Origin of the sequence: Roseburia sp. AF20-18LB (assembly GCF_003461185.1) — a bacterium.
GTDB lineage: Bacteria > Bacillota > Clostridia > Lachnospirales > Lachnospiraceae > Roseburia_C > Roseburia_C amylophila.
Window position 1 is genome coordinate 1 of sequence record NZ_QTWP01000005.1, and the last position, 25,463, is coordinate 25,463.

General features: G+C 44.2%; 24 protein-coding genes and 1 riboswitch. Of the genes, 11 read left to right on the forward strand and 13 right to left on the reverse strand.

The window, feature by feature from the left end:
• Positions 1–69: 69 nt before the first annotated feature.
• The 5 genes from nrdD to DWX65_RS10020 form a co-directional block, all read right to left on the reverse strand.
• The gene (nrdD, locus tag DWX65_RS10000) at positions 70–2,232 is read right to left on the reverse strand and encodes an anaerobic ribonucleoside-triphosphate reductase (protein WP_118173373.1); all 2,163 of its coding nucleotides are present in this window, start codon (positions 2,230–2,232) and stop codon (positions 70–72) included.
• Between the two features lie 94 nt (positions 2,233–2,326).
• Positions 2,327–4,249: a type I pullulanase gene (gene pulA, locus DWX65_RS10005; protein ID WP_118173374.1), complete on the reverse strand. Its 1,923-nt coding sequence runs from the start codon at positions 4,247–4,249 to the stop codon at positions 2,327–2,329.
• 108 nt (positions 4,250–4,357) lie between these two features.
• Positions 4,358–4,433, reverse strand: a riboswitch (cyclic di-GMP riboswitch).
• An 88-nt stretch (positions 4,434–4,521) separates the two neighbouring features.
• Positions 4,522–5,991: a UDP-N-acetylmuramoyl-L-alanyl-D-glutamate--2,6-diaminopimelate ligase gene (locus DWX65_RS10010; protein WP_118173375.1), complete on the reverse strand. Its 1,470-nt coding sequence runs from the start codon at positions 5,989–5,991 to the stop codon at positions 4,522–4,524.
• A gap of 17 nt (positions 5,992–6,008) precedes the next feature.
• Entirely contained in the window at positions 6,009–6,869 is an 861-nt protein-coding gene (dapF, locus tag DWX65_RS10015; protein ID WP_022243023.1) for a diaminopimelate epimerase, read from the reverse strand.
• A gap of 36 nt (positions 6,870–6,905) precedes the next feature.
• A complete protein-coding gene (locus tag DWX65_RS10020; protein ID WP_117697846.1) occupies positions 6,906–8,090 on the reverse strand; it encodes a trans-sulfuration enzyme family protein in 1,185 nt (394 codons plus the stop codon).
• Between the two features lie 209 nt (positions 8,091–8,299).
• Here DWX65_RS10020 and DWX65_RS10025 point away from each other — a divergent pair, with 209 nt between their 5' ends.
• Positions 8,300–9,133, forward strand: coding sequence for an AraC family transcriptional regulator (locus tag DWX65_RS10025; RefSeq protein WP_118173376.1), 834 nt, complete (start codon positions 8,300–8,302; stop codon positions 9,131–9,133).
• A 39-nt stretch (positions 9,134–9,172) separates the two neighbouring features.
• Here the strand turns inward: DWX65_RS10025 and DWX65_RS15000 are convergent, their stop codons facing one another.
• Positions 9,173–9,445 carry a hypothetical protein gene (locus tag DWX65_RS15000; RefSeq protein ID WP_147340209.1) on the reverse strand — a complete coding sequence of 91 codons (273 nt, stop codon included), beginning with the start codon at positions 9,443–9,445 and terminating at the stop codon, positions 9,173–9,175.
• 225 nt (positions 9,446–9,670) lie between these two features.
• Between DWX65_RS15000 and DWX65_RS10030 the strand changes: the two genes are divergently transcribed.
• Together DWX65_RS10030 and DWX65_RS10040 are read left to right on the forward strand one after the other, a co-directional pair.
• Positions 9,671–10,834, forward strand: coding sequence for an SLC13 family permease (locus DWX65_RS10030; RefSeq protein ID WP_118173377.1), 1,164 nt, complete (start codon positions 9,671–9,673; stop codon positions 10,832–10,834).
• A 640-nt stretch (positions 10,835–11,474) separates the two neighbouring features.
• The gene (locus DWX65_RS10040) at positions 11,475–12,335 is read left to right on the forward strand and encodes a class I SAM-dependent methyltransferase (protein ID WP_117697784.1); all 861 of its coding nucleotides are present in this window, start codon (positions 11,475–11,477) and stop codon (positions 12,333–12,335) included.
• A gap of 70 nt (positions 12,336–12,405) precedes the next feature.
• Here DWX65_RS10040 and DWX65_RS10045 read toward each other — a convergent pair whose 3' ends face one another.
• Positions 12,406–12,702, reverse strand: a complete 297-nt coding sequence (locus DWX65_RS10045) for a hypothetical protein (RefSeq protein WP_118173379.1) — start codon at positions 12,700–12,702, stop codon at positions 12,406–12,408.
• 215 nt (positions 12,703–12,917) lie between these two features.
• On the opposite strand from DWX65_RS10045, the gene DWX65_RS10050 reads away from it, so the two are divergent.
• Positions 12,918–13,748, forward strand: a complete 831-nt coding sequence (locus tag DWX65_RS10050) for a substrate-binding periplasmic protein (protein ID WP_118173380.1) — start codon at positions 12,918–12,920, stop codon at positions 13,746–13,748.
• Complete coding sequence (locus DWX65_RS10055) at positions 13,735–15,936, forward strand: ATP-binding protein (RefSeq protein WP_118173381.1); 2,202 nt, start codon at positions 13,735–13,737, stop codon at positions 15,934–15,936. The genes DWX65_RS10050 and DWX65_RS10055 overlap by 14 nt, the downstream gene beginning before the upstream one ends.
• A gap of 88 nt (positions 15,937–16,024) precedes the next feature.
• Here DWX65_RS10055 and DWX65_RS10060 read toward each other — a convergent pair whose 3' ends face one another.
• The gene (locus DWX65_RS10060) at positions 16,025–17,542 is read right to left on the reverse strand and encodes an ABC transporter permease (protein ID WP_118173382.1); all 1,518 of its coding nucleotides are present in this window, start codon (positions 17,540–17,542) and stop codon (positions 16,025–16,027) included.
• A gap of 274 nt (positions 17,543–17,816) precedes the next feature.
• Between DWX65_RS10060 and DWX65_RS15195 the strand changes: the two genes are divergently transcribed.
• Positions 17,817–17,999, forward strand: a complete 183-nt coding sequence (locus DWX65_RS15195; RefSeq protein ID WP_024739837.1) for a gluconolactonase — start codon at positions 17,817–17,819, stop codon at positions 17,997–17,999.
• 131 nt (positions 18,000–18,130) lie between these two features.
• On the opposite strand, the gene DWX65_RS10070 is transcribed toward DWX65_RS15195, so the two are convergent.
• From DWX65_RS10070 to DWX65_RS10080, 3 genes are read right to left on the reverse strand one after another with little or no spacing between them, the layout of a single operon-like run.
• Entirely contained in the window at positions 18,131–18,496 is a 366-nt protein-coding gene (locus tag DWX65_RS10070) for a hypothetical protein (protein ID WP_024739838.1), read from the reverse strand.
• Positions 18,497–18,542: 46 nt separating this feature from the next.
• Complete coding sequence (locus DWX65_RS10075) at positions 18,543–19,343, reverse strand: helix-turn-helix domain-containing protein (protein ID WP_024739839.1); 801 nt, start codon at positions 19,341–19,343, stop codon at positions 18,543–18,545.
• Between the two features lie 50 nt (positions 19,344–19,393).
• On the reverse strand, positions 19,394–19,888 hold the full coding sequence (locus DWX65_RS10080; RefSeq protein ID WP_004462512.1) for a tetratricopeptide repeat protein: 495 nt from the start codon (positions 19,886–19,888) through the stop codon (positions 19,394–19,396).
• Positions 19,889–20,208: 320 nt separating this feature from the next.
• Here DWX65_RS10080 and DWX65_RS10085 point away from each other — a divergent pair, with 320 nt between their 5' ends.
• The 5 genes from DWX65_RS10085 to DWX65_RS10110 all read left to right on the forward strand — a co-directional run bounded on the left by DWX65_RS10085 (position 20,209) and on the right by DWX65_RS10110 (position 24,124).
• Positions 20,209–20,622, forward strand: a complete 414-nt coding sequence (locus DWX65_RS10085) for a cysteine-rich VLP domain-containing protein (protein ID WP_024739833.1) — start codon at positions 20,209–20,211, stop codon at positions 20,620–20,622.
• A gap of 111 nt (positions 20,623–20,733) precedes the next feature.
• Complete coding sequence (locus DWX65_RS10090; RefSeq protein WP_024739834.1) at positions 20,734–21,129, forward strand: replication initiator protein A; 396 nt, start codon at positions 20,734–20,736, stop codon at positions 21,127–21,129.
• A gap of 185 nt (positions 21,130–21,314) precedes the next feature.
• On the forward strand, positions 21,315–22,256 hold the full coding sequence (gene mobV, locus DWX65_RS10100) for a MobV family relaxase (RefSeq protein WP_024739835.1): 942 nt from the start codon (positions 21,315–21,317) through the stop codon (positions 22,254–22,256).
• Positions 22,257–22,326: 70 nt separating this feature from the next.
• Positions 22,327–22,518 (forward strand): hypothetical protein, encoded by a 192-nt coding sequence (locus tag DWX65_RS10105; RefSeq protein ID WP_002566025.1) that lies wholly within the window; start codon positions 22,327–22,329, stop codon positions 22,516–22,518.
• A gap of 94 nt (positions 22,519–22,612) precedes the next feature.
• Positions 22,613–24,124 (forward strand): recombinase family protein, encoded by a 1,512-nt coding sequence (locus DWX65_RS10110; protein ID WP_069409095.1) that lies wholly within the window; start codon positions 22,613–22,615, stop codon positions 24,122–24,124.
• Here DWX65_RS10110 and DWX65_RS15005 read toward each other — a convergent pair.
• Both DWX65_RS15005 and DWX65_RS10120 read right to left on the reverse strand, forming a co-directional pair.
• Complete coding sequence (locus DWX65_RS15005; RefSeq protein ID WP_158564729.1) at positions 24,108–24,644, reverse strand: FtsX-like permease family protein; 537 nt, start codon at positions 24,642–24,644, stop codon at positions 24,108–24,110. The genes DWX65_RS10110 and DWX65_RS15005 overlap by 17 nt on opposite strands.
• Complete coding sequence (locus tag DWX65_RS10120) at positions 24,637–25,404, reverse strand: ABC transporter ATP-binding protein (protein WP_118057036.1); 768 nt, start codon at positions 25,402–25,404, stop codon at positions 24,637–24,639. The genes DWX65_RS15005 and DWX65_RS10120 overlap by 8 nt, the downstream gene beginning before the upstream one ends.
• Positions 25,405–25,463 lie beyond the last annotated feature (59 nt).

Consider the following 25,463-nt stretch of genomic DNA (forward strand, 5'->3'; position numbering starts at 1 on the left):
AACTGCTACGCTTAAAAGTCTAACTTTTTGGGGTCACATCATTAAAGTACTCCTTTTTCTAAATTTTCTTTACAAATGTAATACACGGTCTTTGATTTCCTGAGTTCTTCCCTGATTCCAGAACTGGGTTCCGATATAACCACAGGTACGTCTTGCCACGTTCATCTTATCCTGGTCACGGTTACCACAGCTTGGGCATTCCCACACCAGCTTGCCGTATTTGTCTGTTACAATTTTAATCTCGCCATTGTAACCACATTCCATACAATAATCACTCTTGGTATTCAGTTCTGCATACATAATATGGTCATAAATATAACGGATGACAGACAGTACCGCCTCAATATTATCCTGCATATCCGGCACTTCCACATAGCTGATTGCGCCGCCCGGGGAAAGCTCCTGGAACTTTGCTTCAAAACCAAGTTTTTTAAATGCATCAATGTGCTCTGTTACATGTACATGATAACTGTTAGTAATATAGCTCTTATCTGTAACGCCCGGAATGATTCCAAAACGTTTCTGTAAGCATTTTGCAAATTTATATGTAGTTGACTCCAATGGTGTTCCATATACACTGAATCCAATGTTTGTCTCTGTCTTCCACTTATCACAGGCGTCGTTAAGATGCTGCATCACTGCCAGTGCAAATGGTGTTGCTTCCGGATTAGTATGGGATTTACCAGTCATATAACGGGTACATTCACACAATCCTGCATAGCCTAAAGAAATAGTGGAATAGCCGCCATATAAAAGCTTGTCTATGGTCTCGCCCTTCTTAAGACGGGCCAGTGCTCCATACTGCCAGAGAATCGGTGCCACATCAGAAGGTGTTCCCTTCAGACGGTTGTGTCTTGCCATCAGCGCACGATAGCACAAATCCAGACGCTCATCAAAAATTTCCCAGAAACGGGTCATGTCTCCACCGGAGGAACATGCGATATCTACCAGATTCAGTGTTACGACACCCTGATTGAACCGTCCGTAATATTTCGGCTTTCCTTCTTCATCTTTGTATACACTTAAGAAAGAACGGCAGCCCATACATGGATAGCAGTTGCCCTCTTTCAGCTGTTTCATGATTTTTTCTGAAATATAATCCGGTACCAGACGCTTTGCGGTACATTTTGCAGCCAGCTCTGTCAGATAATAATACTTGGAATCCGGCTCAACATTATCCTCTTCCAGCACATAAATCAGCTTTGGAAATGCCGGTGTAATGTAGATGCCCTGCTCATTTTTCACACCAAGAATTCTCTGCTTTAAGACTTCTTCAATAATCGCTGCAAGGTCGTCTCTTACCTGTCCTTCCGGTACTTCATCAATATACATAAAGACTGTTACAAACGGAGCCTGTCCATTGGTGGTCATCAGTGTGATCACCTGATACTGAATCATCTGGACGCCGCGCTTGATTTCGTCTTTTACACGAATCTCTGCTACTTTATTAATCTGTTCTTCTATTAATTCCAGTCCTGCCGCTTCAAATTCTGCTGCTACCTGACGCCGGAATTTCTGACGGCTCACATTGACAAATGGAGCTAAATGTGCCAGCGAAATACTCTGTCCCCCATACTGGGAACTTGCAATCTGGGCAATACTCTGGGTTGCAATATTGCAGGCAGTCTCAAAGCTCTTTGGCTTATCAATCATGGTCTCACTGATTACGGTTCCATTCTGCAGCATATCCTCCAAATTAACCAGACAGCAGTTATGCATATGCTGTGCAAAATAATCGGAATCGTGGAAATGTATAATTCCCTGCTCATGAGCCTCTACAATATCCTGTGGCAGGAGGAAGCGCTTGGTAATATCCTTGCTGACTTCTCCTGCCATATAATCACGCTGCACACTGCTTACAGTTGGATTCTTGTTGCTGTTTTCCTGCTTTACTTCCTCATTCTTGCAGGCAAGCAGCGTCAGAATCTGGTCGTCGGTAGAATTGGTCTTTCTTACCAGAGCACGTTTATAGCGGTAAGTAATATAATTTCTGGCTACCGTATACGCACGCTGATTCATAATCAGGTTCTCCACCAGATCCTGAATCTCTTCTACGGTTAATGCACGGTTCATGGTATTACATGCCTTCTCCACATTTTCACCAATGGCATTAATCTGTGCCTCTGTCATACGCTCGCTGTCTACCACACTTTCATTGGCTTTACACACAGCCGCTAAAATCTTCTCTTTATCAAATATAACTTCCGTCCCACTTCTCTTTATGATTTTCATATTCGCACCCCTATTCAAAATAATTCATTTTCAACGCGTATACTATATATTGTATCAGATTAAATTATCTTTTCAAGGTATTGTGCCAAATTGTTTATTCTTTTTCTAATACAAGAGCGGAAAGCGGCTCTACATCGGCCTTTTCGGAAATAATTTTTTTGCCGTCTGCACCTGCCGTTTTGTCATCCACCAGAATTTTCCATTTTCCTTCCGGCAAATTATACAAAATCTCTTCATCATTTCCGTTGAATATTACCAAAATGTTTTCTGGTGTATCATCTGCACATTTTCCCTTTAAAAGATATGCCACAACATTTTCCGGTGTATCTGATAAGAAGCAGAGATTCTGTGTCATTTCCGCTTCACTCTGCATACGGAATACCGGATGGGCTTTCCGCAGTGCCATCAAACCCTTATAGTATGCTATCATATCCGGATATTCATGTATATTATCCCACTTGATGCTGTTTACCGCATCCGGCATATTATAGCTGTTTTCTGCAAAACCTTTTTTCTCCGGCAGTGGTTTGCTGCGGAGGAATTCTTCACCTGCCTGGATAAAAGGCACACCCTGGGAAGTAAATACAATGGCTGCGCACAACCGGTTCATGGCTTTCTTCTTTTCTTCCGATGCCTCCGGGCAGGAGACAGATAATTTATCCCACAGGGTATAGTTATCATGACAGGAGACATAATTAATACTCTGTCCCGGCTCTTTCGCCCACGGCTTACTGCCATAGGCATCATAATCTACCTGTGGATGTGCGACTGCTCCTGTAATGCCATAGCGCAATGCATTTTCCAGATGGATGCCGCCATTAACGAAGCCCAGATGATCATCATAGAATACGCTTCCTTTTATGGTATCACGGATATCATCATTGAACATGCCGATTCCCGGCATCTTTTTCGCACCGGCTTTAAATGCCCGTTTCTCCTCTGCCAGGGAAGATGGACCACCGTTCCAGCCTTCCCCATAAAGATAAATATCCGGACGGATTTCTTTTAAACGCTCTGCAATAACATTCATTGTATCAATATCCAGAACTCCCATCAAATCAAAGCGGAATCCATCGATATGATATTCCTTTGCCCAGTAAATCAGGGAATCTACGATTAATTTCTGCGCCATCGGACGGTCACTGGCCACTTCATTGCCACAGCCGGAGCCGTTAGTATATCCGGTCTCATCACTTCTATAATAATAGCCCGGCACAATCTTCTGAAGGTTGGAATCATCCCTTCGATAGGTATGATTAAAGACCACATCCATAATCACTCCGATTCCTCTGCTGTGCAATGCCAGCACCATCTGTTTCATTTCCTGAATCCGCACCTCTCCATCATATGGGCTGACTGCATAAGAGCCTTCCGGAACATTATAATTATCCGGATCATATCCCCAGTTATACTGTGCTTTCTGATTTTTCTCATCTACGGTCTCAAAATCAAATGCCGGAAGAATCTGCACATGGGTAATGCCAAGGTCACTGATATAATCAAGTGCTGTCGCTTCTCCAAAATGATTTGTGGTGTTGGCTTCCGTCAGGCCTAAGAACTTTCCATTATGAAATACGCCGCTGGATTCATCCATCGTAAAATCCCTGACACTGCCTTCATAGATAATGGCATCTGTGATATGCTCCGGATTCCGGTACTCATCCAGTTCAAAGCCCTGTGGGTTTGTCTTTGCCAGATTGATAACCATACCGCGCTGCCCGTTTACCCCGGCAGCTTTTGTATACGGATCTACTGCCTCCTGCTCTTCCCCGTGATTTACTACTGTATAGGTATAGTAGATTCCATTACAATCTCCCTGTTTTTCAAAAACGTAAGTACCGTTTGCTGACTTCTTCATAATATGCTGTTCTATGAGATTATCTCCTTCGCCCTGTTTATAAAGGTTCAGCTTCACGGATTCTGCCTCTGGTGCCCAGACCTTAAATCTTGTCATTTTCGGTGAGTATACCGCTCCTAAATCATTTCCTGTGTATACTTCATAATCAAACTTCTGCATATTTGTTTCCTTTCCCTCGTTACCTGCGTACGGCTACAGAAAACACGCTTTGCGCATTTCCCGCATAACCGAAAAAAGGAAGCTTCCGCCAATGCACGGATGCTTCCTTCTTGCAACTGGCTGTCATTTCAAAGACCCTATAGCTTTGCGTCACAGGCTTTCACCTGTTTTGCTGATACATAATCTTTATTATAAGGGTGGCACAATGATAAGTCAATGACTCCGGTTACTTATTGCAATTCTTATATTTCAGCATAATTCACATATGTGAATTATAAATTTAACTCTTTTTTGATTTCGGCAATGGCTTCTCTTTCATCAAAATGATATTTTACACCTTTGATTTCCTGATAATCTTCATGACCTTTTCCAAGGAGCACTATCATATCACCCTTTTTGGCATTTTCGATACAATATTTGATGGCTGCTTTGCGGTCATCAATTTCGATATATTTTCCGTTGCTCTTTGCAAGGCCAATCTTAATATCGTTGTTAATGTCGCGGATTTCTTCATCTCTTGGATTATCACAGGTCAGCACGCTTAAATCTGCCAGTTCTCCTGTCACTTCTCCCATGTCATAGCGGCGCAGCTTGGAACGGTTTCCACCGCCACCATAGACACAGATTAAACGTTTCGGATGATACTCTTTTAATGTGGTAAGCACGCTTCTTGTGCTGACTTCATTATGGGCATAGTCTATAATTACCGTAAAATCTTTGGAAACCGGAACTAATTCCACACGGCCTCTCACTTTTACTTTATCCAATCCCCGTAAAATTGCCTCATCGGAAATTCCTGCCAGATGACAGGTCAGCATCGTTACCAGCGAATTGTATACAGAAAAGCTTCCCGGGATATGCACTACCGCATAGACATTCATACAGCCGGTGGTGGTAAAGTGCATGCCAATCTGTCCTTCTTCATCCAGATAGCCGATTGCTCCCGCCATAAGGTCTGCTTCTTTCTCACAGGAAAAAGTATATAGCTTACAGGTATGATTCTTTACAATTCCATCCACATGTTCATCATCTGCATTCACAATTCCTACCTTACACTGGCGGAACAGCATACTCTTGCATTCCTGATATTCTTCAAAGGTTGCATGCTCATTTGGTCCGATATGATCCGGTGATAAGTTGGTAAAGATTCCATAATCAAATACGATTCCGGCTACCCTGTGCATCTTAAGTCCCTGGGAGGATACTTCCATTACTACATATTCACAACCGGCATCTACCATGGCACGGAACATCTTATGTAATTCATAAGATTCCGGTGTGGTATTCTTTGCCGGAAGTTTTTCCTCTCCAATCAGGGCACCGATGGTTCCAATCAGTCCGACTTTCCTGCCGGCTTCCTCTAAAACGCTCTTTATCATATAAGTAGTTGTGGTCTTTCCCTTGGTTCCGGTCAGTCCGATGGTAGTAAGCTCTCTGTCCGGATGTCCAAAGAAAGCGGCTGACATAATTGCCAGGGCATAGCGGGCATCCTCTACCTGAAGAACCGTACAACTCTCCGGGATATCGGCTTCTACTGCATGCTCTACTACAAGGGCGGAAGCACCTTTCTTTACCGCATCTTCAACAAAGTCATGTCCGTCTACAACAGCTCCTACCATACAGACAAATACGGTGTCTTTTTCTACTTTTCTCGAATCATAGATAATATCACTGATTTCTTTCTCCATCTCTCCCTGCAGGCAGGTATAGGTCAATTCTTCACATATTTCTGCTAATTTCATACTTCTCTCCTAATGTATTATTCCGCTGTTCCGATAATGTGGCTTGCATCAATTTCCGATTCAAATACCGTATGGGAAGGTCCGGTCATAAACATATGTCCGCTTTCTTCCTCCCACTCAATATAGAGCGGTCCGCCAATCTGCTCTACCGTTACTTTCCGGTCTAAGCGTCCGGTTAATACGCCGGCTACCACTGCAGTACAGCATCCGGTTCCGCATCCGATAGTCTCTCCGGTTCCTCTTTCCCATTCCCGGATTTTCACATAATCCCTGCGAACAAATTCCACAAAAGTTACATTGGTCTTATTGGTAAAAAGCTCTGTCATATGTTCAATGGTTTTTCCGTATTTTTCTACATCAAGGTCTGCCACGCTGTCTACATACATGGCACAATGCGGGTTGCCCCATGATACTGCCGTAATATGGAAGGTCTTATCCAGTACCTGTACCGGCTGCTCTACAAATTCATCCAGCTTTGTGTTGACCGGAATCACTTTTGCAGACATTCTCGGTGCTCCGATATCCGCTCTGATATTGCTTACCAGACCGTCTGTTACAGTCAGGTTCAAATGCTGCATGCCGCCTAAGGTTTCAATTACAAGATCTGTCTTATCCGTCAGTCTGTGATCGTATACATATTTTCCTACGCTACGCAATGCATTTCCACACATCTCACCCTCTGTTCCATCCGGGTTAAACATCCGCATCCGGAAATCCCCTTTTTCGGACGGACAAATCAATACCATTCCGTCAGAACCAATGGCAAAATGCCGGTCACTTACGAATCTCGCAAGCTCCGGCAGATTGTCAAGATGCTGATGAATGGCATCGATATATACATAATCGTTTCCAAATGCCTGCATCTTTGTAAATTTCATTTATTTTCTCCTTGCTTTCTCTTTCCTTTATTTTTCTTAAGCATTCATTGCCCGGTCTAAATCTGCAATGATATCATCCACATTTTCAATTCCTACTGACATACGAAGGAAGCAGTCTGTAATACCCAGCTTCTCTTTCACATCAAGTGGTGTATCCTCATGAGTCTGTGTGGTCGGATATGTGATTAAGGTCTCTGTTCCACCAAGACTCTCTGCAAACATAATCATATCTACATTTTTAAGAATCTTCTTAACGGTCTCATAGCTGTCTACGGTAAAGGAAATCATTCCGCCAAATCCGGTGGTCTGACGGCAGGTTACTTCGTAATCCTTATGGTCTTCAAAGCCAACATAATATACTTTCTTTACCTTCGGCTGTGTACGAAGCCACTCTGCTACCTTCCTGGCATTCTCATTGTGGCGGTCCATACGGACTGCAAGTGTCTTGATTCCCCTTAATACCAGCCAGCTGTCTAACGGTGCCAGCTGGCTTCCGTGGGATTTGATATGGATGTGAATCTTATCCGCAATTTCTTTGTTATCTTTTACTACTACGATTCCGGAAATGGTGTCGTTGTGTCCCCCCAGATATTTGGTAGAACTGTGGGTTACAATGTCAGCTCCCAACTGCAGCGGTTTCTGGAAATATGGTGTTAAAAATGTATTATCCACAACGGTTAATGCTCCGATGGATTTTGCGATTTCAGAAATGGCATGAATGTCTGCCACCTTCATCATCGGATTGGTCGGTGTCTCAACGAAGAACATTTTTGTATTCGGTCGGATAGCTGCCTTTACTTCGTCTAATTCAGACATATCTACATAAGTATGTTCGATTCCATATTTTCCAAATACATCTCCAATGATACGGAAGGTTCCACCATAAATATCATCGGAAAGAATTACATGCTCGCCCGGATTTAACAAGGAAAATACTGCCATATTCGCAGCCTGTCCGGAAGAAAATGCAAATCCCTGGATTCCTCCTTCTAAGATTGCCATGGTTCTTTCCAATTCCTGTCTGGTCGGATTCTCAAGACGGCTATAGGCAAATCCTGTTGTCCGTCCTAATTCCGGATGACGGAAGGTTGCTGCCTGAAAGATTGGCATGCTGACTGCGCCGGTTAATGGTTCCGTTCCTAATGCTCCATGTACTGCTTTGGATTCAAAATGTAAATCCTCTTTTGTACTGTAATCAGTATAGTTGCTGAAGTTTTTCATATTGTTACCGCCTTTCTTCGTCTTAATTACCCACCATATATTTTCGTTTCCAACAGGACAGCTGCCGGATGACACACTTGTCCTGCTTTTCATATATCAATCATTATACCAACATTTTATTGAAATTGATAGTAAAATAATGCTTTCCTTATTGCAAATCGTGCTTTATACTGTCCATAGATTGATTTTGTATATAGGATGTGATTTTTATGAAAAAATATGAGAAAACCGGATATCTTCATCATGACTTTAAGATATTTCACCTGACTGACCACGAAATGTCTGCCTACGACTTTCATTATCATGATTTTCACAAACTGCTCTTTTTCCTAAGCGGCAATGTCACCTATTGTATTGAAGGAAAATCCTACCAGCTTACCCCGGGGGATCTGGTTCTGGTTCGTTCCGGTGAAGTCCACCGTCCAATCATTCATGACACCACACCCTATGAGCGGATGATTATTTATGTTTCCCCGGATTTTACAGTTACATCATCCGATAAAACTATTTTCTTAAACCAGTGCTTTCTTCCGGATGCTGCCATGCCGTCCAATGTCCTGCACTTATCCGGCATGAAGGACCGGCGGCTCTTAGATACCATGACAGAGCTTGTCCACTCTTTTTCCGAAGACAGCTTTGCCAATGAGATTTACCAGAATACGCTTTTCTTAGAATTTATGATTCACTTAAACCGGGCTGCCTTATCCGGCACCCTGCAATATGAAGATTCCTTCCAGGCAAATGAAAAGATTCTGTCGGTTCTTACCTATATGAATGAACATCTGACGGAAGATATTACGGTGGATTCTTTAGCAGAGCACTTTTTTACCAGCCGCTATTATCTGATGCACTCTTTTAAGGAGCAGACCGGGTATACCATCGGAAATTATCTTTCCACGAAACGGCTTCTCTTTGCCAGGGATTTAATCAGCTCCGGCACTGCAGTAACCGATGCCTGCTTTGCCTGCGGCTTTCACAATTATTCTACTTTTCTTCGTGCCTATAAGAAGCAGTTTGGGAAATCCCCGCGGGAAATGATTTAGGTGCTGCGAAAGAATAACATTTTAGCAGAAATTTCTTTGCTATTTGAAGTAGGTGTATTTATGTGCGTCAAAATACCAGTAGTTCTTAATATTATGTTTTGCTTGTCTGCAAGCAGTCTTTCCGTTGCTTTGACATAAGATAGTGCCACTGTCCGTCGAATACGGATGCCACATAACACCTGCAAGGGGCACTAGGAATTTCGGATAATTAAGAAGTCCGTCTGGCAACCGGCGCATATTCACATCCATGTTCAGATGCGCCTCGCTGGCACGTCCTGTGCCAGCGTTGCCGGATGCCAGGCGAAATTCCAAGTGCCCCTAACAGCCTTTATCAGGCATCCGCACTTTGACGAACAGTGGCGCTATCTTTGTTAAACATTGGAAAGACTGGTTTTATCGCCAAAAGCAAAACTAATATTTTAGAACTACGGTATTTCGATGCAAAACAAAGATACTTTACATAGCGAAGAAATTATTAGCAAAATGTTATTATCTTTCGCAACTGCCTAAGATATGATTTCATAGAAGGAGACCCGTATGTTTACAAAAGTAAAAGATTTTTTCAAAAAAGAAACCGTCTGCTGCATTGCTTTCCTGCTGGCAGTTGTATCCATGTTTTTTATTCCACCATCCGTAAATTACTTTTCTTATATTGATTTCCGGGTACTGGCTCTTTTATTCTCCCTGATGGCTGTGGTAAGGGGGTTTTCTTCGATTGGCGTCTTTACCAGACTTGGAACCCTGCTCCTTCATAAGGTGCATTCCCTGCGGACACTGGCAGCCCTTTTTGTCTTTCTCTGCTTCTTTTTCAGTATGCTGATTACCAACGATGTTGCCCTGATCACTTTTGTGCCTTTTACAATTCTGGTGCTGTCGATGGCTGACCAGCGACAGGCATTGATTCCAGTTATCGTTCTTGAAACCATTGCCGCCAATCTCGGCAGTATGCTGACTCCCCTTGGCAATCCGCAGAATCTCTATCTGTATACAATTTCCGGTCTGTCTCTATGGGATTTTATCCGGATCATGCTGCCCTATTCCGCTGTATCCGCCCTGCTGCTCATCCTTTTCCTGCTGGTTCTTCCAAAAGCCTCTTTCCAGGCAGGCAATTTTTCTGCAGTCCAAACGGAATCTTCCGCCTGTTCCACTGATAAGCCAGCCTCTTCCCGCAGTCACAGGAATCCCCGGATTCTGTTTGCCGCTTATTGCATTCTTTTTCTGATATGCCTTCTGACGGTACTGCACATTCTGCCATTTCAGATAATGCTGCTTATCGTTTTCTTTGGTTTTCTTATTCTTGATTATCATGTGTTAAAAGATGTGGATTATTTCCTGCTGCTTACCTTTCTTTGCTTCTTCATCTTTATCGGAAATATGAAGCAGATTTCCCTAGTACACGAACTGATTTCAAAGCTTTTGGTCCACCATGAAGTTCTGATGGGTATTGGTGCCAGCCAGATTATCAGCAATGTGCCTGCTGCCATCCTGCTTTCCGGTTTTACCAATAATTATTCCGCACTGCTTATCGGTGTCAACTTAGGTGGTCTTGGCACACTTATTGCTTCACTGGCAAGCCTTATTTCCTTTAAGTTCTATGCCAATAGTAATGGAAGCGATACAAGGCGGTTTCTTGGGATTTTCACCCTCTACAATGTGATTTTTCTTGGAGTCCTCTTTATTCTTTCACTTATTCTCTGCTGATTTTCACAGGCAGTTGTGAAAAAGATAGAACTTTTACCCGAATCATATTTCACTGATTCGCAGGGGATTTTCTTTCGCTACGAAATACCACAGTTCTAAAATGCATGTTTTTCTTTAGATGATTAAAACAGTCTTTCCAATGTTTGTCAGAATAACTGCACTGTCCACCGAAGTACAGATGCCTGATAAGGGCTGTTAGGGGCACTTGGAATTTCGTCTGGCAACATGCAACGCTGGTACAGGGATGTACCAGCGAGGCACATTTGAACATGGACGTGAATTTGTGCCGGTTGCCAGAAGAAAGTATAATTATGCCGAAATTCCCTGTGCCCCTTGCAGGCTTTATGCGGCATCTGTTCTCGACGGACAGTACAGCTATTCAGTCAAAGCAACCGGAAAGACAGTTTATCAGCAAGAAAAACACGCATTCTAAGAACTGTTGGCATTTCATATCGGATAAAGAAAATCCCCTGTGAATCAGTGAAATACGATTGCGGTAATCTATTCCCTTTTCACAACTGCCTGTGATTTTTAAACAGGAATAAGTTGACGGAACATTTTCCCCCTTATATAATAAGATGCAGATGTCTTAAGACAAAACAGAAAATATTTGATACCAGAAAATATTGGAGGAAATGCTATGTGGCTTGCAGATAACTGGAAAGATTATGAAGTAATAGACTGTTCAAAAGGTGAGAAACTGGAGCGTTGGGGTGACTATATCCTGGTACGTCCAGACCCACAGGTTATCTGGGATACGCCACGGAAAGAAAAAGGATGGCACAAAATGAATGCCCATTATCACCGTAGTAAGAAAGGTGGCGGCGAATGGGAATTCTTTGACCTGCCACAGCAGTGGAGCATCCACTACCACAGTCTTACTTTCCAGTTAAAGCCTTTCAGCTTCAAGCACACCGGTCTTTTCCCGGAGCAGGCTGCTAACTGGGACTGGTTCTCTGAACTTATTAAAAAAGCAGGAAGACCAGTTAAAGTCTTAAATCTTTTTGCCTATACCGGTGGTGCTACGATTGCTGCCGCAGCAGCAGGTGCATCCGTTACCCATGTAGACGCTTCCAAAGGTATGGTTACCTGGGCCAAGGAAAATGCTGCTTCTTCCGGTCTTGCAGATGCACCAATCCGCTGGATTGTAGATGACTGTGTCAAATTCGTGGAACGTGAAATCCGCCGTGGCAACCACTACGATGCTATTATTATGGACCCTCCATCCTATGGCAGAGGTCCGAAAGGAGAAATCTGGAAAATCGAAGAATCTATCCATCCGCTGGTCAAACTCTGTGCCCAGCTTCTGGTGGACAGACCTTTGTTCTTCCTGATTAATTCCTATACTACCGGCTTACAGCCAGCTGTCCTCTCTTACCTTATCGGAACAGAACTAAAACGTTTCCCTGGCAAAGTCACAGCCGACGAAATCGGTCTTCCGGTCAGTTCCAACGGACTTACACTTCCTTGTGGGGCTTCCGGACGGTTCGAGGGAATTTAAACTTAATATCAAAAAGGCATGACGTTAATCCGTCATGCCTTTTCATTCCTATCCTTTTCGAATCTTCTCATTAATAATCTTCATGTCCAATAAACTTGCACTTAGCAATATATCCACCACACCAGATGGCTCCTGCCACTGTTACAGACAACAGACACTTGAATACCGCCAGTGCGATGATTCCAATTGTAAGATTTCCTGCAAAGTATGCAGAAACCACCCCCTGTATTGGTTTACATAACATAAGCCAGCCTCCCACATAAAGGGCTAGCAGCGTTCCGATGACAGAACAGAGTGTTCCGATCATCAGTCTCAGTGTTTTATGGCTAATCTGTGTTTTCTCTGCCTGTTTTGTAACTTCTTTCATCCTAATTCCCCTCTTCTCTAACATATCCCTTAGCATTTCTACTTGTTTAAACTTTTCAGATATAAATTTACATTTCTATATCAAATATACAATTTTTTTGTCGAAAGTTCAAGTGATTTTCTATTGCAATCTGTTGTAATCTGTTGTATCTGCGTCTTTCTTACTTTATAATAGTAACACAGTAAAAAGATTTTTTTCAGGGGTGACTCTATTATATGAATGGTTCGAAAAAACTACAACAGCTATTGGCTGTTCTCTTTATCTTTACAATTTTATTATGCAGCTGTAGAAAAGCAGAAAATACTCTTTCCACAAAACAGGAAACTTCGCTGCCAACTATTGTAATCGGCAGCGACAATTATCCGCCTTTTAATTATAGCGGAACAGACGGCAGACCAACCGGCATTGATGTGGAACTTGCCACGGAAGCCTTCCACAGAATGGGCTATCAGGCTGAATTTGTCACCATCGACTGGGAAAATAAAAAAGCTCTTCTGCAGGATGGCAGTATCGACTGTGCATGGGGCTGCTTTAGCATGGACGGACGAATGGATGAATACAAATGGGCGGGACCTTATATGATCAGCCAGCAGGTGGTTGCAGTCAGTCCGGACAGCAATATTTACACCCTGCAGGATCTTGCCGGTAAAAACATCGCCGTTCAGGCTACCACGAAACCGGAAGATATTTTTCTCAACCAGACCGACCCCGACATTCCAAAAATTAACGGGCTTTTCGCCATGCAGAATCGTGAGCTGATTTACCCAATGTTAAGCAAAGGTTATGTGGATGCGGTTGCTGCCCATGAAACTTCTATTTTACAATATATGTCTGATTATCATGTGGAATACCGCATTCTGGATAAACCGCTTCTTACTGTCGGACTGGGTGTGGCTTTCTCTCTTGATGATACCAGCGGGCTTAACGAAAAACTGTCTGATACTTTAGGGGAAATGCAAAAAGATGGAACCTCTGAGAAAATCATCGGAAAATACTTAGCACATCCAAGTACTTATCTGGAGGTAGAAAATTATGAAGTCAAATAAGAACAAACCCTTTAGACTGCGTTTTTTCTGGCCTTTTTCAATATTTCTTGGCATCCTGTTCTTCCTTCTGGTATTTTTTACTTCCGCAAACGATGATATCGAATCCACAGAAGAACACCTTGCAGATACGGTTAATTATTTGAAGAAACAATGCTCCACCTACAGCAATTTAAATTTAGCCTCCGAAACCAAGAGCCTGATGCGTATTATTGAATGCTGTCAGCAGGCTGCCCACAATATTTCTACGGATAACTGTCTGCATGGCACAACATCCATGGAAAAAGCTTCCATGGAAGAATTTACAAAAGAGTTTTATATTACCGGCATTATTTTTCTGGATGAAACCGGAACTGTAACCTCTGAATATTGTACTGATTCCATTGGCAGTGCCGGCCTAACCGATACGCTGGAAAAAGAAGTTCTTCTGGATGTTGCCATACATCCGGAAAAAACATACTCTTCCAGAATCAACTGTGAAGATGGCTCTTATATCGACCTGGCAGCGGTAGGACGTACCGATACCTCTGGTATTATTGTAACTTATTACCATACACCACTTGATTATATTGAAAGTTACAGTATCTCTTTTCAGAATTTGCTGTCCGGCTACAGTATCAGCCGTAACAGCACCATTGTCATTACCAGTGGTGATAAAGTGATTGCCTCAAATGAAGAAAAACTCGAAGGAACAGATATTAATGATATTGAAGTACTACAGAATATAAACAAAAAAGCGGTAAGTGGACAGATGGTTCATGTTCATAATACAGTCTCCTCACCAAAGCATGTCTTTGGTATGTTAGATCAGGGACAGAATTATTATATCTACGTCTATCTGCCTGAGCATGCAGTTTTTGAAACGACTCCGCGAAAAGTATTTTATTATATGTTTAGTTATATCTGCCTTCTTCTGATTTTCCAGATGCTGCGCTGGAGGACTGACCAGAGCTACCAGAAAGCCCAGTTGAAGAAGGATAAACTCTATCAGGAATCACTAAAGGAGGCTGCCCAAAAGGCAGAAAGTGCCAACCTTGCCAAGACCGAATTTTTGCAGCGGATGAGTCACGATATCCGGACGCCGATTAACGGAATCCGTGGTATGGTGGAAATTGCCGGACATTATAAAGATAACCCTGTCAAACAGCAGGAATGTCTCGAAAAAATCCAGGAGTCTTCTGGTCTGCTGTTAGAACTTGTAAATGAAGTTCTTGATATGGGAAAACTGGAATCAGGCGAAATTGTCTTAGAATCCCGCCCGTTCCATGTTCTACACCTGGTCAATGATATCACCACCATCATAGAAAAGCAGGCTGCGGAACGTGGCATCGAAATTATTTGCGGAGTTCCTTCTGTCCAGCATCCCTGTCTCATCGGAAGTCCTATTCATATCAAGCGGCTTCTTATGAATATTGTAAGCAATGCAGTAAAATATAATAAGGAAAATGGAAAAGTCATTCTAAGTTGTCATGAAGTACGTTTCACGGAAGATACTGCCTGGATTGAATTTACCTGCTCTGATACTGGAATCGGCATGAGCAAAGAATTTCAGGAGCATTTATTTGAACCTTTTACTCAGGAAAACCATAATGCCCGTTCTACTTACAACGGTACCGGACTTGGCATGGCAATTGTAAAGAATCTTTTGGATAAAATGGGCGGAACCATTGATTTTTCCAGCGAAAAGGATATTGGCACCACTTACCGGATTACGATTCCTTTTTGTATCGACCATAATGCCGCTTCCACTTCCGAAGCGGAAACTTCCGATGAAGAAATCTCTCTTTCCGGCTATCATATTCTTCTGGCAGAAGATAATTCTCTTAATCTTGAGATTGCGGAATTTATTCTGACGGATGCTGGTGCAACGGTTACTGAAGCCCACAATGGAAAGGAAGCCCTGACCTTATTTGAAGCCTCCTCTCCGCAGGAATACGATCTGATTCTGATGGATGTCATGATGCCAGTTATGGATGGCTACCAGGCTACGAAAGCCATCCGTTCCCTGGACCGTGCAGATGCCGCAACCATTCCGATTCTTGCCATGACTGCCAATGCTTTTGCAGAAGACCGGCAGAAGACTTTTTCTGCAGGAATGAATGAACATCTCACCAAACCGCTGGATACGGAACTTCTTTTAAAAACAATTGCTAAATACACACCAGAGAAAAAAGCTCCAATGACACCATAGTACAGCGGGAGCTTTCTCTTCTTTGCCAGACAACCGTAAGAAACTGCCGGCAGCAGATTCTTACGGTTATTTGATATTATTAGAGTCTCTACCTAATCTGATGCCCGACAATTCGATAATAGGTTCTTGAGGTCATCTTGTATACCAGCAGATAAATAACTGTAAATACTGCAATCGTACCAAGAAGACAGTATGCAAACAGTCTTCCATTATTCAGATTCATCACTGCCAGTATCATCCGGATCATTGGAAATGCTGCCAGCACATGTAGCGCGGCGGTAACAATCGGTAGTAAAAATACCATCCGGATCTGTGCACTGATGGTCTTTTTTACTTCCGCATTGCTCATTCCTACTTTTTCCATAATGGCAAAGCGCTCTTTATCCTCATACCCTTCCGAAATCTGCTTATAAAAAATAATAAGTACGGTAATCATCAAAAACAGGATTCCAAGGAAAATGCCAAGGAACAGAAAGCCACCATACATCTGCCGGAAGGAATCTTCATTTTCTGCCCTGTTTTCTATCATAATATAATATTTACCGTCATGCCCTTCCTCCATTCCGGATGCACCAATTGCCGCAGATACTGCATTTCCACAGGCAATTTTTTCTTCCTTGTTTCCATCGATGTCGATATACAGAGAATAATAATAGCTGCTGGCATTTTTCCCATAAATTTCTTTCTGTGCTTCATACAACGGTGCCATATCTTCTACGCTGTTTACTACCATATAATAGACCTGATTATCCATCCAATGTCCATTTTCAGAAGAAAAATGCTGTTTCTGTAAAATAGGATAAGTATAATCTCCAACCGTAATCGTATCTTTATCATAGCCATCACTGGTTACCAACACCACTTCGTGATCCGAAAGCTCCGGAACCCTTACATTATAAGCTTCCTCATAATCTTCCCTTGTAATCATGCGGAGCATAATAATATCAGAACTATAATCGCCCTCATCATCATGTTTTCGAATTACAAGATTTCCATCTTCTGATATGCAGGAAAATGTCAGCGTCATCATGCCCTGTTCTTCTTTTATACTGCGGTTCTCCTGCTGGATGGTGCGGTTCACTAACTCCCGCAACGTATCACCTTCTGTAATCGGATTTTCACTGATAATGGATACTCCGATATCTCCCTGATAACGGGTTGCCAGTTCATCATCCAGTCCGGCATACATACTTACCGTTGAAGAAATTACCACCAGTACCATCGTAGATAAAATACAGATGCTTGCCAGTCCTGCTGCATTCTGTTTCATCCGGTAAATAAGACCAGAGACTGCCACAAAATGTTTCTTTTTATAATAATAACTTTTTCTCTTTCTTAAGAACTTAAGCACTGCAATGCTGCCTGCCATAAATATAAAATAGGTTCCGATAATTACAAGTATTACCGCTACAAAGAACAGAAGCACTGCAGTTACCGGATTATCTACTGTAATTGCCATATAGTAGCCTGCTGCAAGTGTTACAATTCCAACTATTGCCATCAGCTTTTTCGTCTTCGGCTCCCGCTCGCCCTGGCTGCTTCCATGCAGCAGTTCCACCGGTTTGGCAAGCTGTATCTGAAACAGATTATATATAAAGGTCAGCATAAAAATACCGGCAAACAAAAGGATGGTACTTACAACGCCACTTAGGTCAGTTTACAAGGAACTACACGCAGACCACGAAACGGGGGCTGCTGACAACAAATAAAGGCTGAGTATCAAGCACCGGGGAAGTGCGAGATATTCAGCCTGTTTTGTTGTCTGGGGTTTCCAAAGGGTACCCCTTTGGCACACGACTTTGCTTGCAAAGTGTAGTGTGTTATACGCTCTGTCGGCGTTGCTGCGAAAATGAGGTTGCCGCCCGGAAGGGCAAGCACATTTGAAGCAGCAGGAAAACAGGGCTGTGATTGCGTGGCGTGGAGCCGCAAGCGCAGGACTGGTTTCATCAGCAGACAGGGCGGATATGAAAGCCCCCGTCCCTCGTCCCACACGGATAGCCACACTTACGAAAAAACAGACGGATTTTTCTCTCAAAATTGAAATGGGCGGGAAGCCATTTTAAGGCTTTCCCGCCTTGATTGACTATTAGCAAAGACGGGCGGGACTGTCAACGGCGGCGCATAAAATGCGCCGTTCATCTTGACCATTGACTGGCTCGGCTGGCTTTGCTATCTCCACGATAAATGGGATTTGTTATCTATCTGTCCAAGAATCGAATCTCGTTGAAATTTGTGGGTCGTATAGAGGGCAACCAAAATCAAGTAAAATATCCATGAGAGCGTTCATATCAGCCTCTTGCATACCATAGCAATCAAACCTTACGATTTGCGAAGTTGTAAAAACCTGAAATGCTCCATGTCCTTCTTTTTCAAAATCTTTGCCTCCACCTTGTATATTCCAGTCAGAAAAAGAATCAGCCACTTTTTTCAAAATCTCGTCAATCGGAAGAACTTCCAATACTTCCATTACCTCGCCATCACAACACGCTGCCTGATATACGGTTGAATGGTCATGTGCGGTATCTTCCTTGTACTTCCAAAAATTCAAATCCATACTCATTGTATAATCCTCCTGTTAAAAAAGTAAATTCAATTTTATCAATTTCTTATTTCCTCCCCCGCTGTGGGTTTGGATTTTTCAGCAAGTCCGACTTCTGTGCAATCTTTTTCAGCCACTTCTTTTCTTCCTCGGACAGCTTTTTCAAATTCAGCTTGAGCCGCTTACAGATAAACGCCAAAGCCGCTTGCTCCGGGTCGCTGTCTGGACTGGCAGTTTCCTCGGCGGTCTGCAAAAAATCTTCCAGCGGGTTGTCCTCCGGGACGCTGAAAAAATCGTCCTTATGTGTTTCCCGCAGGTCAAGAGCTATCTTGTTTATGTCCTGCTGTATCACATAGCGGCAAAAGCTGTCATCATCAATATGGGCGGCGATAAGCTGTCTTAACTGCGGGTCAGACAAGCCGGGATTGTGCTGCTTCATAATGGTTGCGCTTACAGCGTCCACAATGGCGTTTGCACTCTGTACCTGTTTTCCCGCCACGCCGTTCACATAGATTTCAAGGTCAGCCATCAGCCGGGGGAAATCCGGGTGTACCGCCAGTTCACACAAGAGGGAATTATCCACCAACCCGCTTTTCAAGAGTTCAATCATATCATCACTCAAACGCAGGTCTGCAAGATCGGCGTTTGGGTGATTTCTTGTTTGGGACAGTCCCAGCAGATAATCGGCGGCCACGCCGTAAAACTTCGCCAGCTTGATAATGGCATAGTGGCTGATGTCCTTGAAGTCCTTTGCTTCATAACTACCCAGTGCAGACTTGGAGAGATTTACCTGTTCTTCAAGCTGCTCCAGCGTCAGCCCACGCTCCACACGCAAATCTTTCAATCGTTCTTGTATGGATAGTTCCATGCTCTCCCTCCTTGTCTGCTCGATAAATGGGAACTGTGTTATCTTAATCTTCACTCAATGTTTTCAACATGAGTTCTTAAATAATCAAAATATTTTTTGCCATCATCATTACCGTCCTCGTCAGGCTCAAATATCTCCCTTCCTTCAAACATATAGGCTCTAAGCAAATATTCTGTGGCGTTTTTTTCGTCCCCTATTTCTAAACAACATTCACCTAATCGAAGCATAACAAACGGATTTCCATATCCCTCGCCGCTCAAATTCCCCCTTGCTTTGTCAAAGCATTCGTGTGCTTTTTCGTATTGTTTCTTTTGAAAATAAATATCGCCAATGGCAGCTAAAAACCATATGGTTTCACTGTAAAATTGCTGTGGCTCTGGGATTAGGCTAAGAGCTTCTTTCCATGCTTGTATAGCTTCCTCATATTGTTCTTCTTCCTCAAACTGATTGCCTTTTTGGGCTAATTCATCTAATTTAGTTTTTATTTGTGGTGTTAGTTCATCAATAGCCACTTCTTCATTTTTCTTCTTTGAAAACAGTCCCATAATATACCTCCGTGAAATTTCGATTTGCCATTCTATTTCTTCTATTCTACCACAATTCCAAGAGCGTGGAAATAGAGAGTTTTCCGGGCTGATTTCCGACCTTATGGATATACGGGGCGGGCGGTCTTTTAGGTGTAGACTTAAGGTAGTTCATCGATGAGCTGCACCTTGAAAACAGAATGACCGTCCGAAAAGGAATACCCCGGCAGGGGAAGCACCGCAACGAGCCACTTCGGGACAAAATGTCCCGAAGTCCGGGGAGCGTGCCAACGCCGGAAATCCTTTCGGGGAGAACGGCTAAGGAAAAATGGAGGGAACACATGAGAGAGAACCCATATAAACGACTGCCGCCCATAGAGCGCAGGCAGGACGGTTCCCTTTACCGCATGACACCGGCACAGAGGAAACAGGCAAACGCCCTGATCCGCCGGGAGTGCTGCAACTATGAGGACGGGAACTGTATGCTCCTTGACGATGGGGACACCTGCGCCTGCCCGCAGACGGCTTCTTTCTCGGTCTGCTGTAAGTGGTTCCGCTGGTCGGTCTTGCCGCAAATCGGAACGCTGGAAGCAGAGATTTTCCGGGATAAGGACTTGAAACGCTGTGCGGTCTGCGGCGGTGTGTTCGTCCCTAAATCCAACCGGGCGAAATACTGTCCCGGCTGTGCCGCCAGAGTTCACAGGCGGCAGAAAACAGAAAGTGAACGGAAAAGGAGGTCTTGTGTGGACAGTTAGGGGCTGAAAAGTCCTTGATTTACAAGGCTTTGCAAGCACAGAACAGGGACAGGCAATAGAAACTACCGTCTGCCCTAGAAAACGGGGTTCTAACCGTCCACAAAATACGATATGACAAACACCATTTATATCCATCAGCCGGAAAAGGCGGTCAGCTTTACCCGGCTTCCCAATTTTCTTTTTGAAGCCCCCACATTCACGCCACTGTCCAACGAAGCAAAGGTATTGTATGCCTTTATCCTACGCCGGACAGACCTGTCCCGGAAAAACGGCTGGGCGGACGAATATGGGCGCATTTACCTCTACTATCCCATCAATGAGGTAGTGGAGCTGCTCCACTGCGGGCGGCAGAAGGCGGTCAACACCCTGCGGGAGTTGCAATACGCCGGACTGGTAGAGATTCAGAAGCAGGGCTGTGGAAAACCCAACCGCATTTACCCAAAATCCTACGAAGCGGTTCTAAACACCGACTTCAATAAATCCCGTTCCGGTACGCCGGAGGACTGAAAACCGCACTCCACAAGTACGATAATCAATCCTCTTGAAGTACGGAAACCGGACGGTATATAGAAATACAGAGATAAAAACGATTTTATTTATATCTTATCCATTCCTATCCGATCCGAGATATTTTCTGCGGGATTTTCCTGTGGAAAAGTCCCGGAAAGGAACGGAATGGGGAAAGGAGTTTCATGGCACAACACGCAATTTTGCGATTTGAAAAACACAAGGGCAATCCGGCAAGACCGCTGGAAGCCCATCACGAACGGCAAAAGGAACAGTACGCCAGCAATCCCGACATTGACACCAGCCGGAGCAAGTACAACTTCCATATCGTCAAGCCGGAGAGCCACTATTACCATTTTATTCAGAGCCGCATTGAACAAGCCGGATGCCGCACCCGCAAGGATAGCACACGCTTTGTCGATACGCTGATAACCGCCAGCCCGGAGTTTTTCAAGAAGAAGTCCCCAAAGGAGATACAGGCGTTTTTCCAGAGGGCGGCGGAGTTTCTAATCGGGCGGGTAGGCCGGGAAAATATCGTGTCGGCTGTGGTACACATGGACGAGAAAACACCCCACCTGCATTTGGTCTTTGTCCCGCTGACAGAGGACAACCGCCTGTGTGCAAAGGAGATTATTGGGAACAGAGCCAACCTCACAAAATGGCAGGACGATTTTCACGCCTATATGGTGGAGAAATATCCCGACTTGGAGCGTGGGGAAAGCGCCAGCAAAACGGGCAGGAAGCATATCCCCACCCGTCTGTTCAAGCAGGCGGTCAATCTCTCCAAACAGGCAAGAGCCATTGAAGCCACGCTGGACGGTATTACCCCGTTCAACGCCGGAAAGAAGAAAGAGGAAGCCCTCTCCCTGCTGAAAAAGTGGTTTCCGCAGATGGAGAATTTCTCCGGTCAGCTCAAAAAATACAAGGTCACAATAAACGACCTTTTAGCAGAAAATGAACAGTTAGAAGCCAGAGCAAAAGCCAGTGAAAAAGGCAAGATGAAAGATACGATGGAACGGGCAAAGCTGGAAAGCGAGCTGAAAGACATTCAGCGGCTGGTAGACCGTATCCCGCCGGAGGTGCTGGCAGAACTGAAACGACAGCAGCGGCACACAAAGGAAAGGTGATTGATGACAGAAAACATTTCACGCCGCAGCATGGCGGCACTGCACTTTGAAAATTAAATACGGAGGTACTATGGAGCATATCAGATACAAGAAAGAAACCGAAGTCGTGACTTTTCAGGGAAAGGAAATCACGCTGGAAAATCTCTCCCCGGTGTTCACGCCGGAGCAGGAAGCGGCAAAACGCCGGGAGCTGGAACAGCAGCTTTATGAGGTGTTCCGCAAGTATGCCGACAAACGGCAGAGTGAGGAAGCCGGGGCATAAGGTTTTCCGAAGCCATCATTGATTTGCGGGGCTGCTGGCGGTATAATAAAACTGTCAGCAGCTCCGTTTCTTTTTTAAGAAAAGGAGCGACAATATGAACAATCGAATAGACGCAATCTATGCAAGACAATCGGTGGACAAAAAGGACAGCATTTCCATTGAAAGCCAGATTGAATTTTGCAAATACGAGTTGAAAGGCGGTAACTGCAAGGAATACACAGACAAGGGGTACAGCGGCAAGAACACAGACCGTCCGAAGTTTCAAGAACTGGTGCGGGACATCAAGCGGGGGCTGATTGCAAAAGTCGTGGTTTACAAACTCGACCGCATCAGCCGTTCCATTCTGGACTTTGCCAACATGATGGAGCTGTTCCAGCAGTACAATGTGGAGTTTGTGTCCTCTACGGAAAAGTTTGATACCTCCACCCCGATGGGGCGGGCGATGCTGAATATCTGTATCGTGTTCGCCCAGCTTGAACGGGAAACGATACAGAAGCGGGTAACGGACGCTTACTATTCCCGCAGTCAGCGGGGCTTCAAGATGGGCGGGAAAGCCCCTTACGGCTTCCATACAGAGCCGATTAAGATGGACGGTATCAACACAAAGAAGCTGGTGGTAAATCCAGATGAAGCGGCAAATATCCGGCTGATGTTTGAGATGTACGCCCAGCCCACTACCTCCTATGGGGACATTACCCGGTACTTTGCGGAACAGGGGATTTTGTTCCATGGCAAAGAGCTGATACGCCCCACGCTGGCGCAGATGTTACGCAATCCTGTCTATGTGCAGGCAGACCTTGATGTGTACGAGTTTTTCAAAAGTCAAGGGACAGTCATTGTCAATGACGCCGCCGATTTTACAGGCATGAACGGCTGCTATCTGTATCAGGGGCGGGATGTGAAGCCCAGCAAAAAGAACGACTTGAAAGGCCAAATGCTGGTGCTGGCTCCCCATGAGGGCATTGTCCCCTCCGAAATCTGGCTGACCTGCCGCAAGAAGCTGATGAACAACATGAAAATCCAGTCTGCCCGAAAAGCCACCCATACATGGCTGGCGGGAAAAATCAAGTGCGGGAACTGCGGGTATGCCCTTATGAGCATTAACAATCCTGTGGGAAAGCAATATCTCCGCTGCACAAAACGGCTGGATAACAAGAGCTGTGCCGGGTGTGGGAAAATCATCACTTCGGAACTGGAAGCGGTTGTTTATCAGCAGATGGTAAAGAAGCTGGCAAGCTACAAGACATTGACAGGCAGAAAGAAAGCGGCAAAGGCAAACCCGAAAATCGCCGCCCTGCAAGTGGAGCTTGCTCATGTGGACGGCGAGATTGAAAAGCTGGTGGACAGTCTAACGGGCGCAAACAATGTCCTGCTCTCCTATGTGAATGTGAAGATAGCGGAACTGGACGGACGCAAGCAGGAACTTCTGGCGAGGATAGCGGAGCTGACGGTGGAAGCCATTAGCCCGGAACAGGTCAGCCAGATTTCCGGCTACCTCGACACTTGGGAGAATGTATCCTTTGACGACAAGCGGCGGGTGGTGGACTTGATGATTACCACCATAGCCGCTACAAGCGACAGCTTGAATATCACATGGAAAATCTGACGGGTGGAACCCCTCCCGTCAGATACCTACCCTGTGTAGTCCCTTGTAAACTGTATTTTTCTGATACATAAAAAACAATTTCTGCATGGTATCCAATCATGGCGTACAATAACATACACATCAGTTTACTGAAAGCAATTCCTGCAACAAGTCCGCCACCGATGGCAACCACTGCCGAAAAAAACGTCTCCAGAAAAATTACTTTTGCCAGATGCCTTTTCTCCATTCCAAGAATGTTATAAATACCAAGCTCCTTTTTTCTCCGTTTCATAATAAAGCTGTTGGTGTAAAACAGGAATATCACAGAGAAAAATCCAATGATAACTGCACCCAGTCCCAGCACAAACTTTACATCCACGGCACCAAATGGCAGTTCGTCCAGTCCCGGATTGTAATTCAGATACAACATGGTATAAAAGAATGCCACCGTCAGCATCCCGGTCAACAGATACGGCAGGTAAAACTGTCTGTTGTGCTTTATATTATTTACTGCCAGTTTTCCATATAACCCCTTATTCATGTTTCTCACCACCTGTCGTAAGCATCGTCAGTGTATCTGAAATCTTTGCATACAATTCCTCACTGGTTAAATTACCACGGTAAATCTGGTGGAATACTTCCCCATCTTTAATAAACAATACTCTTCTTGCATGGCTTGCAGCCTTAGTGCTATGTGTTACCATAAGAATTGTCTGCCCCCGCTCATTAATCTTATTAAATAATGTCAATAAATCTTCCGTTGCTTTGGAGTCCAGTGCTCCAGTAGGCTCATCTGCCAGTACCAGCTCCGGCTTGATTATCAAGGCTCTTGCTACCGCCGCACGCTGTTTCTGTCCGCCAGATACTTCATAAGGATATTTTCCAAGAATATCAAGAATTCCAAGCTGCGCCGCAATCGGTGTTATGCGCCGCTCCATCTCTTTATAATCCACACCGGATAACACCAGCGGAAGAACGATATTATCTTTTAATGAAAAATTATCCAAAAGATTAAAGTCCTGAAATACAAATCCAAGATTTTCTCTCCGGAATGCGGAAATCTCTTTTTCCCGGATATCCACAATGTTCTTGCCATTTAATATGACCTGTCCACCGGTGGGCTTATCCAGTGCTGCCAGAATGTTTAAAAGCGTGGTCTTTCCGGAACCGGATTCTCCCATGATTGCTACATATTCCCCTTCTTCCACAGAAAAGTTAAGACTTTTTAATGCCTCTACCTGATTTCCACCCAGACGGGTTGTATAAACTTTTTTCAGATTATTTACTTCTAAGATTGCCATTGTTTTCTCCTCACTTTATTGCTCTGTCATCTTTTCCATTATCATAGCAAAAAAGGAAA

Excerpts from the sequence above, each read along its gene's own strand:
- DWX65_RS10080 (WP_004462512.1), bottom strand. The coding sequence starts at position 19,888 with ATGGGACTGTTTTCAAAGAAGAAAAATGAAGAAGTGGCTATTGATGAA.
- DWX65_RS15005 (WP_158564729.1), bottom strand. The coding sequence starts at position 24,644 with ATGAATAAGGGGTTATATGGAAAACTGGCAGTAAATAATATAAAGCAC.
- dapF (WP_022243023.1), bottom strand. The coding sequence starts at position 6,869 with ATGAAATTTACAAAGATGCAGGCATTTGGAAACGATTATGTATATATC.
- DWX65_RS10020 (WP_117697846.1), bottom strand. The coding sequence starts at position 8,090 with ATGAAAAACTTCAGCAACTATACTGATTACAGTACAAAAGAGGATTTA.
- pulA (WP_118173374.1), bottom strand. The coding sequence starts at position 4,249 with ATGCAGAAGTTTGATTATGAAGTATACACAGGAAATGATTTAGGAGCG.
- mobV (WP_024739835.1), top strand. The coding sequence starts at position 21,315 with ATGGCACAACACGCAATTTTGCGATTTGAAAAACACAAGGGCAATCCG.
- DWX65_RS10110 (WP_069409095.1), top strand. The coding sequence starts at position 22,613 with ATGAACAATCGAATAGACGCAATCTATGCAAGACAATCGGTGGACAAA.
- DWX65_RS10010 (WP_118173375.1), bottom strand. The coding sequence starts at position 5,991 with ATGAAATTAGCAGAAATATGTGAAGAATTGACCTATACCTGCCTGCAG.
- DWX65_RS10050 (WP_118173380.1), top strand. The coding sequence starts at position 12,918 with ATGAATGGTTCGAAAAAACTACAACAGCTATTGGCTGTTCTCTTTATC.
- DWX65_RS10075 (WP_024739839.1), bottom strand. The coding sequence starts at position 19,343 with ATGGAACTATCCATACAAGAACGATTGAAAGATTTGCGTGTGGAGCGT.
- DWX65_RS10055 (WP_118173381.1), top strand. The coding sequence starts at position 13,735 with ATGAAGTCAAATAAGAACAAACCCTTTAGACTGCGTTTTTTCTGGCCT.
- DWX65_RS10085 (WP_024739833.1), top strand. The coding sequence starts at position 20,209 with ATGAGAGAGAACCCATATAAACGACTGCCGCCCATAGAGCGCAGGCAG.
- DWX65_RS10040 (WP_117697784.1), top strand. The coding sequence starts at position 11,475 with ATGTGGCTTGCAGATAACTGGAAAGATTATGAAGTAATAGACTGTTCA.
- DWX65_RS10120 (WP_118057036.1), bottom strand. The coding sequence starts at position 25,404 with ATGGCAATCTTAGAAGTAAATAATCTGAAAAAAGTTTATACAACCCGT.
- nrdD (WP_118173373.1), bottom strand. The coding sequence starts at position 2,232 with ATGAAAATCATAAAGAGAAGTGGGACGGAAGTTATATTTGATAAAGAG.
- DWX65_RS10070 (WP_024739838.1), bottom strand. The coding sequence starts at position 18,496 with ATGAGTATGGATTTGAATTTTTGGAAGTACAAGGAAGATACCGCACAT.
- DWX65_RS10045 (WP_118173379.1), bottom strand. The coding sequence starts at position 12,702 with ATGAAAGAAGTTACAAAACAGGCAGAGAAAACACAGATTAGCCATAAA.
- DWX65_RS10030 (WP_118173377.1), top strand. The coding sequence starts at position 9,671 with ATGTTTACAAAAGTAAAAGATTTTTTCAAAAAAGAAACCGTCTGCTGC.
- DWX65_RS10025 (WP_118173376.1), top strand. The coding sequence starts at position 8,300 with ATGAAAAAATATGAGAAAACCGGATATCTTCATCATGACTTTAAGATA.
- DWX65_RS10105 (WP_002566025.1), top strand. The coding sequence starts at position 22,327 with ATGGAGCATATCAGATACAAGAAAGAAACCGAAGTCGTGACTTTTCAG.
- DWX65_RS10060 (WP_118173382.1), bottom strand. The coding sequence starts at position 17,542 with ATGCTGACCTTTATATATAATCTGTTTCAGATACAGCTTGCCAAACCG.
- DWX65_RS10090 (WP_024739834.1), top strand. The coding sequence starts at position 20,734 with ATGACAAACACCATTTATATCCATCAGCCGGAAAAGGCGGTCAGCTTT.